Consider the following 15,101-nt stretch of genomic DNA (forward strand, 5'->3'; position numbering starts at 1 on the left):
CTTCGGGTCAGTCCCATTCGCGGACGTCGACACATGCGGATACCGCGTTGGCGACCTGGTCGTGGTCGGCCCGGCTCATGGCGGGGAAGCGGTCGTAGTGCCACTCGATGTAGAGGACGGAGATGAGGTTGATCGTCCCGTCGGCGAGCAGTTTGGTGAGGACGGGATACTCAGCGCCCTCGATGTCCATCTTCACGACGATGTGATCGTCCGTGGTGACGGTCCGGCGCAGCCATGAGCTGAAGTCGGTCGCGGGCACGGCGATGGGTGAGCTGTAGTCGATCTGCTGGTCGTACATGGGCGGCACGACCTTGCCGGGCAACACGGTCGAGCTCTCGTGGTGGCCGAGGAAGAGGTCGATCGTCCCGTCGTGGATCCATACCGCGCTGGAGGAGATCGCCACACGCGGGTGGTGAGGAGCCTGCTCGACTTGCCGACGGATGGAAGGAAGCAGGTCCTTGTTGGGCTCGAACGCGTAGAAGTCGTGATCGGGAAGCTCGCGGATGAAGCGGTTCAGGACGACTCCGAGGTTGGTGCCGCAGTCGATGAAAACCTTGCGCATCAGGTACTCCCGTGGTCGGTGCCGGGTGCGAGGAGGTCGATCTCCTGCACGGTGCGGTTGGTGAGCAGGAGGAAGTCGCCGGTAGCTGGGCGGTAGCAGCGCTCCTCGTAGCGGATCGTGATACGGCGGACAGGTTCCTGACCGCGGTAGGGAGGAAGGTCGCCCCACCTGTAGAGCTGGCCGCCCGGGGCCTTGAGGTGGCGCAGTGACCAGGGCAAGGGGCTTTTCCGGGCGCCGGCGTTGAGACGAGTGAACATCCTGGTCAGGAACGCGATGTGCTCGCGCGCCTGTCGCTCGTCGGTCTGTGTATGGCCGTAGGTCTGTTTGAGCGCGTGCAGCTGATTTCGGTCGCCTTCCGCCTGGACGAGAAGGTCGCGGAGTTTTCGGTCCCAGACGATGCCGAGGTGGCCGTGGAGGACAGGCTCGTCGGTGAGGAAGTAGCCCAGGACGCGGCCGTACTCGCGCTCGTGCGGGCACATGAAGTCGTTGTAGAGACCCAGCTTCGCCCCCGAGATGGTCTCCACCTGCCAATGGACGCGTGCTGTGAAGGGGGAGTCCCACCAGCCCAGGTGCCACGGCTGCCACAGCAGATCGGCGGCACTGAGCAGGAGCACGACGAGCGCAATCAGTGCGGCGGGCCAGCCGAACGCCGAGGCGTACTCCGTACCGGGCAGCAGCGTGACCGTGATCGCGAGGGCGACGTTTGTGCCGATGTTCTCCCAGAAGAGGATCCCGGAGGCGAGGGCCACGACGACGTTGAAAAGGGCGGTTGCCAGCAGGGCAGCGATCAGTAGTCGGCGATCGAGGAACGCGACGGTGCCGGCGACCTCGACGACCAGCGCGAGAAAGTTGACCGGGCGATCGAGGCCGCGTGCACGGCGCAGCACGTGCGACACGGTCTCGGCACGAAGGAAGCGCGCCCAGCCCCAGGAATATGCGGAGGCCATGAGGTAGTGGGTGCGGTTGTGCCAGACCCATGACCAGGGGTACGGCCCCAGGCGAGCCTTGCTCCAGGCCGGTTTGACGTAGTGGGAGAGCGAGACACAGCCGAGGACCAGCGGAAGTACCGCTGCGGAACACGAGGCGCCGAGGAGCATCGCCACGAAGAACCAGGCGAGGTACGCCTTGAGCAGACGCAGGGGCATCATCGCGTGGTGCTTCCAGCCGCGCAGCCTGCCGCAGTACACGGCCAGCCACGGTAGGAGGGCCGTCGGCCACAGGCATGAGGCGGCTGCGAAGAGGAGCAGCAACCGTTTGTCGAGGCGCTGGGGTTCGATGGGCTCCGTGACGTCGTAGTCGCTGGTCGCCCCCTGCCAGGTGAGCAACACGATCACGAAGACGACGAACCAGCGCAGTGGGCCTGGATCGAGCGACGGCCGGAAGACGGCCAGGACCGTGGGGGTGACGCCCACGATCACGGCCGGCAGGAGCGAGCGCCGGCGAGCGAGGGCTCGTACGGTCGGAGAGATCGCGAAGCGATAGCAGACCACTACGGCGGCCACGGATACCCCGATGTTCACCTCTGCGGGGAGTGGAGGAGTCGCCATGACCGTCTACCGCGCGGATCGTGTGAGGGTCCGCTGACTGGCTGCGGACAGGCTCTCCAGGTAGGAGGCGATCCGCTCACGGGGGTCGGACACGAGGTGCTGGTCCCGATGGCGCACGACGTTGTTGCGAAGTTCCCGGCTCCGGCCGAGGAAGTCGAGTACCGCTCCCCGGTTGATGTGCGGTAATGCGGTGCCGAGTTTCGCCTCATCGACGACCCTGGCGCACCAGTGCTGGTCGTATGTGGGCAGCGGAATCAGACAGACCGGTTTACCGAGGACGAAGGCTTCGCTGATGAGGTTGAAGCCGGCGTTGGAGAAGACTGCCTCGGACCGTGCCATGTCGGCGATGAACGCCTCGCGGTCGAAGGTACAGACCTCGATCTTGCCGTCGGTGTACTGGCTCAGCTTACCGAGCTCGTCGGCCTGCGCGTAGATACGCAGGGCGCGGTCTGGTGCGTGGTTCCGGAAGACCTCGGCGAGGTTACGGACGGACTCCTCGGGGCCGTGGTCGAAGTAGCGCGAGAAGTAGGCCGTGGCGAGCGGCTCGGTGGTGACCGGTGCGGAGCGGACCAAGTCCGGGACGACAGGGGCGATGAACTCCACCTGTCCGTCGTCGCCTTCCAACGGGACGTAGGAGCAGATGAAGGACCGGTCGACGTGGGGTGCGAAGTAGCGCAGCCGCTGCTCGTCGGCGGTACGGGCGTACCTTCCAACAGGGGGAAGGTCGAGGTGCCGGTACTTGCTCTGCTGGTCGACGGATATCAGCGGCCTACTGAAGTGGTAGGCGAGTCGCGGAGTGTTGGGCTCGTAGTCGGTGATGAACACGTCCGGGACACCGGTGTCCCGGATGATCCGGCGGAGCCGCAGGTGCTTACCGACGCCGGCGGGTGCCTGCCAGAAGTTGGCGCGTACTGCGTCGCTCGCGTGTATGCGGTCACCCCGGGCCAGCAGGGTCGGCATCCACCCGTCCCACGCGGGGAAGCCGAGGTCCCGGAAGTACTCCACGCGGGCCGAACCGTTGGTGATGATCCGTACTTCGTGGCCGCGGTCGCGGAGGTACTGGGCGATCACGCTCTGCCTGACGGAGTGCCCCATGCCGATGCCGTTGACGCCGATGACCACGCTGAGCGGGCGTGTGTACCCAGACATGTTGATCCCTTCGTCAGGAGAGCCGAGTGATGACGTTGCGGGTGATGGCGGCGACCTGGGGGTCGGTGGCGAGCAGACGAGCCCAGTCGGTGGTCGCGGCGGTGAAGACGGTGCCGGCTGCGGAGTAGAGGCCGAGAGTGGCCGCGCGGGGGCTGGCCATCGGCTCCCGGGCCGCGAAGTTCCAGTCGGAGGGCAGCTGCGCGAGGCCGAGGATCTGGAAGTCCTTCGGCGTTCCGTCCTGGCCTGTTGGACGGGGCCGGCCAGTTGTGTCGAGCTCGTACGCTGCGCCGTCGCATTCGTAGCCGATCAGGGCAGCCTCGCGTCCGAGGACGTCGCCGGTCTTCAACCCGGTCCCGGAGAAGATCCAGTGGTTCCCGTCGGTCACGGTGAACCCGAGTGGTGCTCGCGGGCCGTCCCAGTGGCCACCGCCGTTGCGGTAGCTCACTCCGAGCAGGGTGTTCTCGGGCTCCGACTCCCACCAGTGGTCCGGGCAGCCGTACGAGCTGTCCGGGTCCGTGCCGGCGGCCGATCCGGGAGGAAACTTTGCGCAGCTCAGCCCGGTGCCGTCCGGTGCAACATCGACCCGCCACCAACACGTGTTGGCACCGAAGTTGGCGATGTTGCCGCCGGCGTCCCGGAAGGCGGCGATGTGCCGGCGCGCATCGGCACTCCAGTACTCGTCGTGCCCGGCGGAGACCAGAAGGCGGTATCCGCCGTCCAGGTACCGGCCTTCGTGAAGGTCCAGGTCGGTGCAGAAGTCGCTTTCTATCCCGTTCTCACCCATCCACGCGATGAACGGGGCGTCCCAGTGTGCGAACGTCTGCCGGGGAGAAACGGAGTCGTAGGGGTCGGGCAGTCCCTTGACCGGGCCTCCCACCCCGCCTCCCGGGCGACGCAATGTCACCTTGGAGGCGCTGTACAGACTGCCGCCACCTGCGGTGTTGTACGCCTGGTAGGTGAAGGTCGGGATCTTGTAGAGGACCTTTCGGCCCGAGGGGGTGGCGGGGGTGACGACCAGCAGGATCCGCGCCTCGCGAGAATCCATCGTCGGTGTGCCGGAGTTCGATTCCGTGCTCAGCACCGCGATGTAGACGCCCGACATCCAGTCAGGCGGTACAGCGAAGTCGTAGGCAGGCCACTGCCAGTCCCTGTCGAACGTTCCGGGATCGGTGGCGCGGCCCGGCCACACGGCGTGCCCTGCGTATTGAGGAGTCGTGCCCCAGCGATAGAAGTCGACGCGGAACCGAGGGGCCGATGTGGCGATGTGCAGCTGGATCACCTCGCCGGCGCGGACGCTCGGTCGAGCCGCATAGCCGTTGATACTGGTCATTCGCTGCCCCGGGGGCGAGCGATGCCGGCGAAGTGATAAGCATCGATCGGCTCGACGTGGGCCTCCCAGCCCAGGTCATTCAGTTGCGAGGTGAGGCCGGGGGCGTCATACAGCACCTTCACGGCGAGATGCTGAGATCCGTCAGCGAGCCTGCGTCGCACGGTCGGCACCCGCGTCTCGGCGACGAATTCTTCGATCTCCGCCTTCGCGGTTGAGTCGTCGAGAAAGACAATGCAGCCGCCCGGCCTCAGCGCCCAGCGCATCAGGTTCCAGAAGGCTTCCATCTCCACGGGCGGCACGTGGCTGAGCCAGAAGGCGAGGAAGACCGTGTCGTACTGGCGGTCCGGCTCCCAGGTGAAGATGTCCGCCTCGATGAAGCGAGTCGTCGTGCCCCGCATGCGGTCCCGGGCGATACGGAGCATCTCCGGAGCGGCGTCCAGCGCGGTCAGGCTGCGTGCGCGGTCGACGAGCAGCTGGGTCCACTGGCCCGTACCGCAGGCCACCTCCAGGACGTCACCGCTGACGGGCAAGTCGTCGAGGGCTCTCACGAGCCGGGGCATGTGCGTGCGTTCGTTGTGGGCCTTGTCGTATTCGGCGGCCCTTGCCCGGTAGTAGCCGATCTGCCGCTGTGACCAGTCAGGTTCTTCGGGAACCTGCTCTCTCGTGCCGTGCACGGTGACCTCTCATTCCACATCGCGGTGCTGCCGCGTTGTCGGCCGCTTCGGGCGCGCAACGCGGCCGAGACTCCCGGAAACCGTTCATGAGGCCGCAACATCAATCCGCGTCGTTCGACTCGGACAGCCGGCCTGCTCTGCGGTGATCCAACTGTCGCCATGGAGGGGCGACGTCGGGAGCGTGCACTTGGGGGTGCACTCGTGCACTCCTACGTGCGAACCCCCTGCGCCCTGGCCCTGACCTGCGTAGGGTGACAGCGCGTCAAGCTGGCACTACGGCCGTTCTCTGGGGGTCCCAATGGCAGACCGAAACGCCAGATTGGCCGCACTCATGCAGGAAGGGGACTTTTCTCACAAGTCGCTTGCCCGCGCGGTCGTCGCCGCAGCGGCTCGCTCGGGCGAAGACATCACCTGCGATCACACCTACGTCACCCGATGGCTCAAGGGCTCGATACCGCGCGGGAACATGCCGCAGCTCATTGGCGACGCCATCGGGCGCAAGCTGGGATGCCGCATCACCATTGACGACATCGGTATGGGTGACGCGGCGGTGTCTGCTGTACAGCCTGATCTGGGGCTCGAATTCGCGGACCATCATGAGGCCACGGTCAAGACCGTGACTGACTTGTGGCGCGCTGACCTTGCCGAGGCTGATCTGTTGGTCCGAGCACAGCCGGACTCGGCCGCGTGGAACACCGCTGCCCTGCGCTGGCTCGTCGCCCCTCCGGACAGAGAGCTGGCGCGCACGGGTAACCGAGCGATCGGCGTCGTGGACGTGGAAATGGTGCGCTCGACGTCAGATGCATTCAGCATGCTGGACGGGAAGTTCGGCGGTGGTCACGCCCGGCGTGCGCTGATCCAGTACCTGCACACCGATGTTCGACCGATGCTCGATGGAAAGTACTCCGACGCCGTGGGCAAGCAACTGCACTCGGCTGTAGCTGAAGCCCTCTTGCTGGCCGGATGGATGTCGTACGACAGCGGCCTGCATGGCGTCGCCCAGCGGTACTTCATACAGGCTCTGCGTATGACGCGGGCGGCTGGTGACAGGCTCCTGGGTGGAAGCGTTCTGTCCGCGATGAGCCATCAGGCCACGTTCGTGGGGCGGTACCAGGAGGCCGTGGCTCTTGCCCGAGCCGCGTACATGGGGCCGGCCGCAAGCCTGGGGCCAACGATGGCGGCCCAGTTCCGTGCAATGGAGGCGCGGGCTCTGGCCCGTCTCGGTGACGAGCGAGGCTGTGACCTGGCCTTGGCGGAGGCGGAAAGCAGGATTTGCCAGAGGACAGCCGACAGCGACCCGCTGTACATCGCGTACTTCGACGAGGTGGAGTTAGCGGCCGAGTTCGGTCACTGCTTTCGCGACCTGGGACGCTCTGTCGAAGCCACGGAGCGGGGCGCAGGCTCCATCTTCGGCGACGGCATGAACAACCGAAGCGACTTCTTCGCGACCATGGTGCAGGCCGAGGCGTACATCAACCAGGGTGAGATCGGCCGCGGCTTCGAGATCGCCTTGAGCGCGCTGAACCTTGGTGAGGGCCTGAAGTCAGCACGCTGCCTGCAGTACGTGCGGGAGTTCCAGGGCCGTGTCACGGACGGCATGAGGCGGGCCGCGGAGTTCCGTGACTTCGCGGAACAAGCCGGCCGCTTCCGACTCTGGCTGCAAGCCGGACTCGCCTAGAACGGTGCCCAAGCCCGGCGCGAGCCACCTGACCTCAGCGTCTCGACACGCTTCTCCACTTCTTCGGCGGCGCGCGGGTTCGTGCCGGAGTTCTGCGCGAGCCAGGTGACCATCAGCAGTTCGCGAACGCTCCGGAGGACGGTGTACCCGGACCACTGCCTAACGTCGAAGCAGTAGCCGTCCGCGAAGTCGGCATACTCGGCTTCCGTGTGCCAGCCGAAGCTGTCGTAGTACATGGCCGTCTGGATGAGGTCCCACTCACGGGGGCCGGTCGCGAAGCCGTCCAGGTCGATGACCTTCGGGTCCCCTTCGGAGTCGTGCAGGACGTTGCCGACGTTGAAGTCACCGTGCAGATGCCCAGGCGGAAGGGCGAACTCCAGCTGCTCATACTGGGCTGCCAGCTCCTCGGCCAGGCCGGCTAGATACGCGCGGGTCTCGGCGCGGATCACGGCACGCTCCAGACGTTGCTCGACCTTGTCGAAGGGACGGAGGTCGGGCAGGGAGAAGCACGGCGCCTCCAGTCCGTGAAGCCGCCGCAGGAGTTCGCCCATCTCATGTGTGCTGGCGTACTGCTCGCCGTCGGCCAGCCCTTCCCAGAAGGTCACGGGATGTCCGTCGACGACGACAGGCTGTTCGGCCTCCGTGACGAGCCGTGCCGACGGGTAGCCTTCAGCATCGAGCCATCGCGCAACAGCGACCTCTCGGCGCACGGACGGTAGACGATCCGCGTGGCGGCCGACGCGAGAGACGACCTGTCCGTCGTCGATGCGGAACACCGCGTGGTCACCGAGCCGCAGCATTTCGACTTCGTCGGGATGCAGCCCCACCAGCCGGCAAGCCTGAAGCAGAATGTTCTCTGCCACCGCGAAGTCGAACGCGGTGTGCTCGCTCGTCGTCATGCCGTCTGACCCTTCCTGTGCAGCAGGCAGAGCGAGGATGATCCACCCCCGCGTACGAGGGTAGATGCGCCCGCGTTTCTCCAGTTCGCCCGGGGCAGACAGGAAAGCCCCGCAAAGGACTGGTGCCCGGTGGCAGGCCATGTCAACGTACAACGCCTGCCAGAGCACCCACGCCCGAACCCACGGAGGCGCCCCTGTACCCGCACCACTCCAGTGACTCCCACCGCCCCGACTCACAAAATCCGTTGTACTGGGTCGCCCCTCGCCACCTGGCCGGTGACGACGGACGCCTGTACGACACCGTCACCGACACACTCACCGAGCTGGGCTGGAACAGCTTGGCGATCGTCCGCGGGCGACGGGTACCGGACGAGGCGCCGGAGGAACGTCAGGTTCTGCGCAGCATCGTCCTGCACATCAGCCCCGACACCCTCCGCTGGGCCCAATGGGTCCTGCCGGATGAGCCGTTTCACCTGGGGAGTCTGCCGATCGCCTGGCAGGTCTCCGCTCGTACGGACACGAGCAGCCCGCTAGCCCAGTGGTCTGCCTACTTCACCCCCGACGTCCCCGGAGAGGTCCTCGCCGACTTCCTCTGCGCACTCGACGCCCGCGACAAGCCCGCCGTTTCACTCGGCGGCCCCGAGCTGGTCCTCGACGCCGTTACGGCGCACGGCTGGCTGAGCGACATCGACGCGCCCCGTGCAGGCGCGGTGGACCCGACCTTCGCCTCCCAGGTCCACCTCGGCGAGGTGCCGCCCCTCATTCAGGATGCCGACCCGCTCGCCCTGGTGGCCGAGCATGATGAGCCGGTCCGGGTCGGATGGCAGGCGTGGGCTGAGCCGATGCCTGGCGCAGGCTATCTGTGGGCCGCTTCGTTCGGCGCCAGCGTTCCGCAGGACCTCGTCGCCGCGTTCGCCGGTTCCTTGAGCTCTACGGCACCTGTCCTGCGCCGGGTGCTGCCCGAAAGCACTCAGGAACGGCTGCTGCGGGCTCCAGCCAGCTGACGACGGGCTGTTCTCTTGCCGACGCGACAAGCCCGGCCCACCTCGAATGAGGCGGGCCGGGCTTGTCACATGCGTCCACGGCCGGTCGCGCCGCCACCCGGAAACCGGTTGAGCGTTTTGAGGTTGTAGCCGTCCCCGCCCGAGGTGTCGGTGGCGGCGAACAGCTCGGCGGACCAGCTCACGGCGGTCGGCGGTGGTGCTGGCTGGGACAGGTGGTCTCGCGGTATGGCTTGAGCGGGGCCGCACTTCCGAGCATCGGCCCGCCGGTTCCTGACGGGGCCGTGCCTGTGTGCTCAGTCCTTGTGCGGGCCGAGGAGGTGGGCGCCCTCCGTGATGAGGGTCTCCAACCGGCCGTACTCGAGCATGTCCTCGTGGGTCATGAAGGGGATGAGGGCTTCACGGTGCGGGACGGCGTACTTGAACAGGAGCTCGGCCATTTGGTACGCGGCGACCTGAGCTTCGGCTCCGGCCTCGGGGTTGTGGACGTGGATGCCGGCGGCCTGGAATTCTTCGAGGGTGGCGTCATCGGCGAGGGCCTGTTCCTCGTCGGTGAAGGGGCGTCCGTCGAGGTGGCGGAAGGTGCAGGTACCCGAGGGTCGGTTGAAGTCCGAGTCGAAGAGAAGGGCCATGACGTGGGGGCGAGGGGTGGATGCGGGCAAAAGGGTTCTCCTTGGTGGGGCGGTGGTGGGTGTCGATGTACCCATGGTCTGGAGAATCCCCGGTTGGGCTAACCGGGGATCGTCGGCTACTTTCGTCGGCGCGGTCCTGCGGTTCAGCGTCGCCGAGGGGAGCTGTTCGAGGGCCTGGTCCCGATTTGCGCTTTCCGTTCCGGTGACGAGGCAGAGCGGTTCCCGCTGGCTCGCCGGCCTTGGGTGTTCTGGGGATCAGCGGGGAGGTCGACCATTCGCCGTAGCCGCCACACGAGCACGTCGCTCATGCCTTCCGCCGTGTCCAGTTCCCGTCGGGCGGCTGCCTGGGTGAGCAGGGTGGTGGGATTGTGGCCGGCGGCCTGGGCTTCGTTGAGGGTGGCTGCGAGGGCGGGCCAGCCGGGTTCGGCGAGGATGCGGTCGACAAGTTCGGGCAGGGCTTTGCGTACGGCGGCGGTATGGCGGCGTTGCAAGGCTGGGGCCAAGCGGATTCCCCGCTGGCGGAGCAACGCCATGGGGTGCCCGGCGGCGGCTTTGTAGGCGGCGCGGAGGTGTGCGGCGGCCTGGTGGGCGGCCTCGGCCTGCTGGGCATGCTGCTTCTTGGCGTGCCAGTTCGCGGCGGCGACGGCGAGGAAGATCAGCATGTCGAGCGCCATGGCCGTCGTGGCGCCGTCCTCTCCGCGGCCGAGGGCCGAGCCACTGTGGACGAGGTCGCGGGCGGCCTGGCGAAGGGCGCGGTCGTGACCGCGTGCGGCGCGGACGTGGGAGCGGGAGGCGCGTTCGAACGCGGTGGCGGCGACCTGTAGTTCGTGGCGGGTGTGGGCGGCGGAGGTCTGGGCGAGGGCGTCGAGGACTTCCCCGGTGGCGGCGATCTGCGCGGCGACCATGCTGTCGTCGCCCTGATCGATGACGAGCAGTGCCTGCCACGCGGCGCTGGTGACGCGTCGGCGTGCGGACGCGGGCCCGGTTACTGGCGGCAGGGCCGGCTGCTGGGCGGCGTCCTCCGAGGGAGTGGTCCAGCGTTCGCGGATACGGGGCAGGGAGAGGTCCGGGGCGAGCTTGGAGCCGGAGTAGAAGACGGGCTCGCCCTTGACATTGCGGTCGCCGGGGAGGGCAACCGTGTAGCCGAGGGTGTCGCCCGATGGCGCGATGCGGCGCCGGATGAGCAGGCCGGCGGAGGCGAGGCGGTCGAAGAACTCCTCCTCGCTCACCGCGCCGGCCACCGAGCGGCGGATCGTCTCGCGGAGCTCCTCCCGCGAGGTGCGCTGCTGGCCCCGGCGGTCGGCTTTGTGGCGTTCGGCGCTGGTGGGGCGCTTGGCGGCGGTGCCATCGCCCGGGGTTACCCGGCGCAGGCCGTAGTCGGCCTCGATGGCGCGGGCCTCGGCCTGGGCGCGGCGGGCCTCGTTGTGCAGCCGTGGCCGTCGGCCGTCGTCGCGGACCAGGGTGGCGACGATGTGGATGTGGTCGTCGGCGTGCCGGACGGCCGCCCACCGGCAGGCGGCGTCGTCTCCATCAGGGGCGATGCCGGTGGCGGCGACCATGCGACGGGCGATCGCGGCCCAGTCGTCGTCGGACAGGATCGGGTCTTCGGGGCTGGCGCGTACGGACAGATGCCACACGTGCTTCTTGGGGCGCCGGCCGACGCGCAGCGCGTTCACTGGCTGGTTGAGCAGGCCCTGCAACTGCTTGTAGGTGGCGCTGGGATCGCGGCCGGGGTCGGGGGTGAGCGGGTCGAAAGCGGCAACCAGGTGAGGGTCGACGTGTTCCTCGTGGGTGCCGGGGCCGTACAGGTAGCGGACCAGCCCGATCGTCTCGCTGCCGCGCTTGTGGATGCGGGGGATCACGCCGAGGCACCACCGTCCCGGTGGGCGATCAGGGCATCGGCGGCGTCCTCCATGCGACGGGCCGCGCCCAGGACGGCCTGAGCGGTGGCGTCGAGGTGAGGTGCGTCGGCGCCGGAGTTGAGGGCTTTGGCGACCTGGTTGAACAGACCGTGGATGCGGCCCAGATGCCGGCGGGCGGCGAAGATCTCGTCTATGACTTCGCGTTCGGTGGCGATTTCGGCGGCGGTACGGGTCAGATCGCGGGCTGCCTTGTCCACGGCGTAGGCGAGGAAGGCGGCGTTGCTCATGGCGCACTGGTCGGCCGCCTTGGTGAAGCGCGCGAACTCCGCGTCGTTCATACGGCAGCTGGGCTGGTGCAGGCGCTTGTGGGGCTTCAGTTGTCGAGCGCGCTGACGCTTGCGCGAGAGGGACTCGGCCGGCCGTCCCCCTCCAGGCTGCGGTCCGCCCTCGGCCGCTGCGTGCAGACCCGGCGCCTTCTGGCGCTGGGACGCTCCCGCCACCCCCGGGGCGGGAACTCCGGGAGCATTGCTCCCGGGACAACTTGCTGTGCCGTTTGGGGCTGGGGTGGTGGTTGTCGCCTGCTGGGCGGTGGGGGTTTCGTGGTGCGGGTCGTGCATGGATCAGTTCTCCGTTGGGGTGTTGGTGTCGGTGCCTCGCTGTGCGCGGCCTCGTGCCCGTGCTGTTCTGCGCGGGGCAGGGGGGCCGGAGGGGTGAGGCGATCGGTGCGTTTTGTGGGGGTCAGCCGGTGCCAGCAGGGGCTGTGTCGAGCTCCCTCTGCCGCTGCGAGGGGGCTTCTTCGAGTCCGTCGAGAGGTTCGGCCTGGCCAGTGCGCTCGGCCTGCAGCTGGTCGCGCAGGGCGCGGGCGCGCTTCTGGCCGATCCGTAGTGCGCTGCGCAGACGCTCGGCGCTCAGCCGGTCGTCGCTCCAGTCGGCGGTCAGGCGCCGGGCCTCGTCGAGGACTTCGGCGTTGGTGCGGGTGCGGTCGGCGGTCGATTTGGCGGTGGCGGGGACCCGACCGGTCGCCCGACGCGGGGCGGCTCCGGTCGACTCCGCCGCGGTGGCCGGCCGGGGCGGTCGGGGAGCTGGGATCGACTCGTCGGTAGCAGTCGGCCTCGTCACGGGCGCCTCGGCGCTCTTCACGGGGGTCGACTCGGTCAGATGCTCGGGGGCCGATGCGGCCTGGTCAGACCTCGACCGTGCGGCCTGCCTGTCAGCTTGCTGACTCCCCGACTCGGCGCAGGTTGCCTCGGCGGAGTCGGCCGACTCGGGGTTGTGGTGCAGCACCTTCGCCACGAGGTCCGACCCGAAGTAGATCGACCCGACCGGCAGCGACGTCGCCAGCAGCACGAGAGCCCAGTTCGCCGGGGCCCAGTCGGCAAGTCGGCCCCACTGGGTCGACGTGGTGTGCAGGGCGGGGATGAGGCCGTGTACGTAGTTCAGCAGGAGGCTGGCGATCGTGTAGGTCGCCAGGACCCGAAGCGCGAACGTCCGGTCGGTACCGGTCAGCACGAGCGTGGCGATCAGCGCGAGGGCCATCAGCCCGTCGACCACGATCGGGTAGAAGAAGGCGGCGGTGGAGTCGGCGCCGATGGCGCGGGCCACGTCGGACAGCGCGTTCCACGAGACCCGGAAGGCCATGAGGACGACGGCCAGCAGTCCGACGACGAGGGTGATGCGTCCCAGGCGGTTCACGCGATGACCCCCAGCGGGTGTGAGCGCACGGTGGCCGTGGCGGGCGGGAGCAGAGCAATGCCGGAGCGGATGTTGCGGCTGCCGCGTATGGCTGTCGGCGCGCTCGGGGCAGGGGAGTGCAAGGGCGGGCTCCAGGGTGGGGAAGTGAGGCTTGTGGTGCTGAGGTGAGGGGCGTTCACGGAGGGGGCGTTCACGCGGGCCCCCTTCTAAAGGGGGCCCCGCGCGTGATCGCCTGGGCGCGTGTATGGCGTGGACGCTCGCGTGATCGTTTGACCTGCGGTTTTGCGGCGAGCGTGGACGCCGTGAGCGGTTCACGGCGGGGTGTTCGCGTGAGGGCCGCGTGTACGGTCGCGTGATCGCTTCGCGCCGACTGGCAGGGGGTTCAGCCGACGGCGGTGAGGTGGCGTGCGGAGGCGTAGTAGCGGGTCTGCTGCCCGCCTCCGGCTCCTCCGGCGGCGCCGTCGGCCCTGGTGGCCAGGCCGCTGTCGACGAGGCGGGCGAGGTGGCGCCGTGCCTTCTCGACGTCGGCGCGCTCGGGGTCGCCTCCGCCGATCAAGATGGCCGCCAGATCGCGCGCGGTCAGGCCGCCTGGGGCGTTGCACAGCAGGACGGCAGGATCCTTGGTCGGGTCGACCGTGGTGGTGCCGCGCTTGTGGTCGTGAGTGACGTCCAGCGGGCCAACCTCACCGGTGGGGGTCTTGAGGTGGTGCAGGGTGACGGCAGGGTCGCCTGCCCTGCCGGTGACGAACAGGACGCTGCCCGCGCCGGCGGTGATCCAGGTGGAGCCGTAGACCTGGTCCAGGCTGGGGCGCTGGCCGCGCGGGGCGTCGGCGGTGGCCTTGCGCTGGTGGTGCAGCTCCAGGATCTCCACGCCGCCTCGCAGGGCGCGCATGCGGGCGTTGTGGAAGGCGACCGCGAGACTGTCGTCGACCATCGTGCTGACGGCGTCCTTGAGGCTGTCGACCACGATCGTGTCGGCCTGGTGCGCGGCGGCGAGGTCGGCGAGGAGGTCGGGTTCCTTGTCGAGGGTGGCGGGCAGTGGCCCCTCCCAGACGACGAGTCGCTCGCGCAGGATCGCTTCGTCGGTGTCGAAGACGCGGCGGTTCATGGCCTTGGCGATCTGCTTGGGCCGGTCCATGGCCAGATAGAGCACCCGCCTGCTGGGCGCGACCGGCATCTCCAGGACCGTCTCCGACAGGCCGAGGCGGGCGAAGATCACCTGGTGGGCCAGGGTGGTCTTGCCGACCCCGGGTGCGCCGACGATCATCAGGCTCTCGCCAGGCGCCCAGACCGTCTTCTCACGCGTGCCCCACAGGGGCTCGGCGTCCGCGCCGGTCTCCTTGACGAAGGACCACCCGTCCCTGGCGAAGCGGTTCAGGCGCCCCTGGCCCGAGGCCAGCGCCCGCTCACGCTCGGCCCGCATCTCCGCCTCGACCTCGCTGCGTATCGCCTCGGGATCGGCGCCCGGCTCCTGGGCGCGTTGGGCAGTGCGTATGGCGGAGGCGAGCAGCCGGCGCAGGTTGGCCTTCTCGCGGATGATCTCCGCGTGATGCTCTGCGCCGCCGGTGCCGTAGTGCAGGTCGGCGAGCTGGAACACGTAGGTGTTGCCGCCGACTCGCTGCAGATCACCCTGCCGTTGGAGGAGTTCGGTGAGGGCGATTGGGTCGGTCGGCTTGTCCTCGCGGTGCTGGGCAAGCAGTGCACGCCAGATGGTCTCGTGCGAGGGCCGGTAGAAGGCGGCGTCGCCGAGTATGGGCCGGACAGTGTCGATCACGTCGGCGCGGTGCATACAGGCGCCCAGGATCGCACGCTCGGCGTCGATGTTGAACGGTGCGTGGAGCATGTCCGTTGACGGCTCGGCGTCGGCCGAGACTGCGGGGGATGGCGGCTGCGGGGTCAGGGGCGTACCCTGGGGCATGAAGCTCCTCTCCTGCGGGGCCATATGGGACGGCAATCCCGGCCAGGCAGGTTGATCGCTAGGGATGGCGGTTGCAGAGGTTTGCGCTTTGAACCCCTCGGTGTCGCGCCGAGGGGTTTTTGCGCGTCGGGTCTCCGGTCGGTGTCTGGGCAGGACT

Annotated in this window: 13 protein-coding genes; 2 read left to right on the forward strand and 11 right to left on the reverse strand. The window is 68.4% G+C overall.

All coding sequences use genetic code 11. The features are described from left to right. Window positions 1–7: 7 nt before the first annotated feature. From ACIBCJ_RS12325 to ACIBCJ_RS12345, 5 genes are read right to left on the reverse strand one after another with little or no spacing between them, the layout of a single operon-like run. Entirely contained in the window at window positions 8–562 is a 555-nt protein-coding gene (locus ACIBCJ_RS12325; protein WP_365979579.1) for an FkbM family methyltransferase, read from the reverse strand. Beyond that, on the reverse strand, window positions 562–2,109 hold the full coding sequence (locus ACIBCJ_RS12330; protein WP_365979580.1) for a hypothetical protein: 1,548 nt from the start codon (window positions 2,107–2,109) through the stop codon (window positions 562–564). Before ACIBCJ_RS12330 ends, ACIBCJ_RS12325 begins: the two co-directional genes overlap by 1 nt. A gap of 6 nt (window positions 2,110–2,115) precedes the next feature. Continuing rightward, window positions 2,116–3,258: a glycosyltransferase family protein gene (locus ACIBCJ_RS12335; RefSeq protein WP_199837779.1), complete on the reverse strand. Its 1,143-nt coding sequence runs from the start codon at window positions 3,256–3,258 to the stop codon at window positions 2,116–2,118. A gap of 13 nt (window positions 3,259–3,271) precedes the next feature. After that, window positions 3,272–4,588 (reverse strand): N,N-dimethylformamidase beta subunit family domain-containing protein, encoded by a 1,317-nt coding sequence (locus tag ACIBCJ_RS12340; protein ID WP_365979581.1) that lies wholly within the window; start codon window positions 4,586–4,588, stop codon window positions 3,272–3,274. Further along, on the reverse strand, window positions 4,585–5,262 hold the full coding sequence (locus tag ACIBCJ_RS12345; protein ID WP_062780362.1) for a class I SAM-dependent methyltransferase: 678 nt from the start codon (window positions 5,260–5,262) through the stop codon (window positions 4,585–4,587). Before ACIBCJ_RS12345 ends, ACIBCJ_RS12340 begins: the two co-directional genes overlap by 4 nt. A 331-nt stretch (window positions 5,263–5,593) precedes the next feature. Between ACIBCJ_RS12345 and ACIBCJ_RS12350 the strand changes: the two genes are divergently transcribed. Further along, window positions 5,594–6,940, forward strand: coding sequence for a hypothetical protein (locus ACIBCJ_RS12350; RefSeq protein WP_365979582.1), 1,347 nt, complete (start codon window positions 5,594–5,596; stop codon window positions 6,938–6,940). Here ACIBCJ_RS12350 and ACIBCJ_RS12355 read toward each other — a convergent pair. Continuing rightward, on the reverse strand, window positions 6,937–7,839 hold the full coding sequence (locus tag ACIBCJ_RS12355; RefSeq protein WP_365979583.1) for an aminoglycoside phosphotransferase family protein: 903 nt from the start codon (window positions 7,837–7,839) through the stop codon (window positions 6,937–6,939). The two genes, ACIBCJ_RS12350 and ACIBCJ_RS12355, sit on opposite strands and share 4 nt — an antisense overlap. A 245-nt stretch (window positions 7,840–8,084) precedes the next feature. Here ACIBCJ_RS12355 and ACIBCJ_RS12360 point away from each other — a divergent pair, with 245 nt between their 5' ends. Continuing rightward, window positions 8,085–8,843 (forward strand): DUF317 domain-containing protein, encoded by a 759-nt coding sequence (locus ACIBCJ_RS12360; RefSeq protein WP_365979584.1) that lies wholly within the window; start codon window positions 8,085–8,087, stop codon window positions 8,841–8,843. Between the two features lie 293 nt (window positions 8,844–9,136). On the opposite strand, the gene ACIBCJ_RS12365 is transcribed toward ACIBCJ_RS12360, so the two are convergent. From ACIBCJ_RS12365 to ACIBCJ_RS12385, 5 genes are all read right to left on the reverse strand, one after another. Continuing rightward, on the reverse strand, window positions 9,137–9,502 hold the full coding sequence (locus ACIBCJ_RS12365; protein ID WP_365979585.1) for a hypothetical protein: 366 nt from the start codon (window positions 9,500–9,502) through the stop codon (window positions 9,137–9,139). A 113-nt stretch (window positions 9,503–9,615) separates the two neighbouring features. Next, window positions 9,616–11,334, reverse strand: a complete 1,719-nt coding sequence (locus tag ACIBCJ_RS12370) for a relaxase/mobilization nuclease domain-containing protein (RefSeq protein WP_365979586.1) — start codon at window positions 11,332–11,334, stop codon at window positions 9,616–9,618. After that, window positions 11,331–11,672 (reverse strand): plasmid mobilization relaxosome protein MobC, encoded by a 342-nt coding sequence (locus ACIBCJ_RS12375; RefSeq protein WP_365979587.1) that lies wholly within the window; start codon window positions 11,670–11,672, stop codon window positions 11,331–11,333. The genes ACIBCJ_RS12370 and ACIBCJ_RS12375 overlap by 4 nt, the downstream gene beginning before the upstream one ends. A 400-nt stretch (window positions 11,673–12,072) precedes the next feature. Further along, on the reverse strand, window positions 12,073–13,026 hold the full coding sequence (locus ACIBCJ_RS12380) for a DUF2637 domain-containing protein (RefSeq protein WP_365979588.1): 954 nt from the start codon (window positions 13,024–13,026) through the stop codon (window positions 12,073–12,075). A 382-nt stretch (window positions 13,027–13,408) separates the two neighbouring features. Beyond that, a complete protein-coding gene (locus ACIBCJ_RS12385; RefSeq protein WP_365979589.1) occupies window positions 13,409–14,944 on the reverse strand; it encodes a DnaB-like helicase N-terminal domain-containing protein in 1,536 nt (511 codons plus the stop codon). Between the last annotated feature and the right edge of the window lie 157 nt (window positions 14,945–15,101).

This window comes from Streptomyces sp. NPDC051136, assembly GCF_044455745.1.
In the GTDB taxonomy this organism is placed as follows: Bacteria; Actinomycetota; Actinomycetes; order Streptomycetales; family Streptomycetaceae; genus Streptomyces.

Bases quoted from the DNA above. Each gene is read 5' to 3' on its own strand.
- ACIBCJ_RS12330 (WP_365979580.1), bottom strand. From the start codon at position 2,109: ATGGCGACTCCTCCACTCCCCGCAGAGGTGAACATCGGGGTATCCGTG.
- ACIBCJ_RS12335 (WP_199837779.1), bottom strand. From the start codon at position 3,258: ATGTCTGGGTACACACGCCCGCTCAGCGTGGTCATCGGCGTCAACGGC.
- ACIBCJ_RS12375 (WP_365979587.1), bottom strand. From the start codon at position 11,672: ATGAACGACGCGGAGTTCGCGCGCTTCACCAAGGCGGCCGACCAGTGC.
- ACIBCJ_RS12350 (WP_365979582.1), top strand. From the start codon at position 5,594: ATGCAGGAAGGGGACTTTTCTCACAAGTCGCTTGCCCGCGCGGTCGTC.
- ACIBCJ_RS12325 (WP_365979579.1), bottom strand. From the start codon at position 562: ATGCGCAAGGTTTTCATCGACTGCGGCACCAACCTCGGAGTCGTCCTG.
- ACIBCJ_RS12340 (WP_365979581.1), bottom strand. From the start codon at position 4,588: ATGACCAGTATCAACGGCTATGCGGCTCGACCGAGCGTCCGCGCCGGC.
- ACIBCJ_RS12355 (WP_365979583.1), bottom strand. From the start codon at position 7,839: ATGACGACGAGCGAGCACACCGCGTTCGACTTCGCGGTGGCAGAGAAC.
- ACIBCJ_RS12385 (WP_365979589.1), bottom strand. From the start codon at position 14,944: ATGCCCCAGGGTACGCCCCTGACCCCGCAGCCGCCATCCCCCGCAGTC.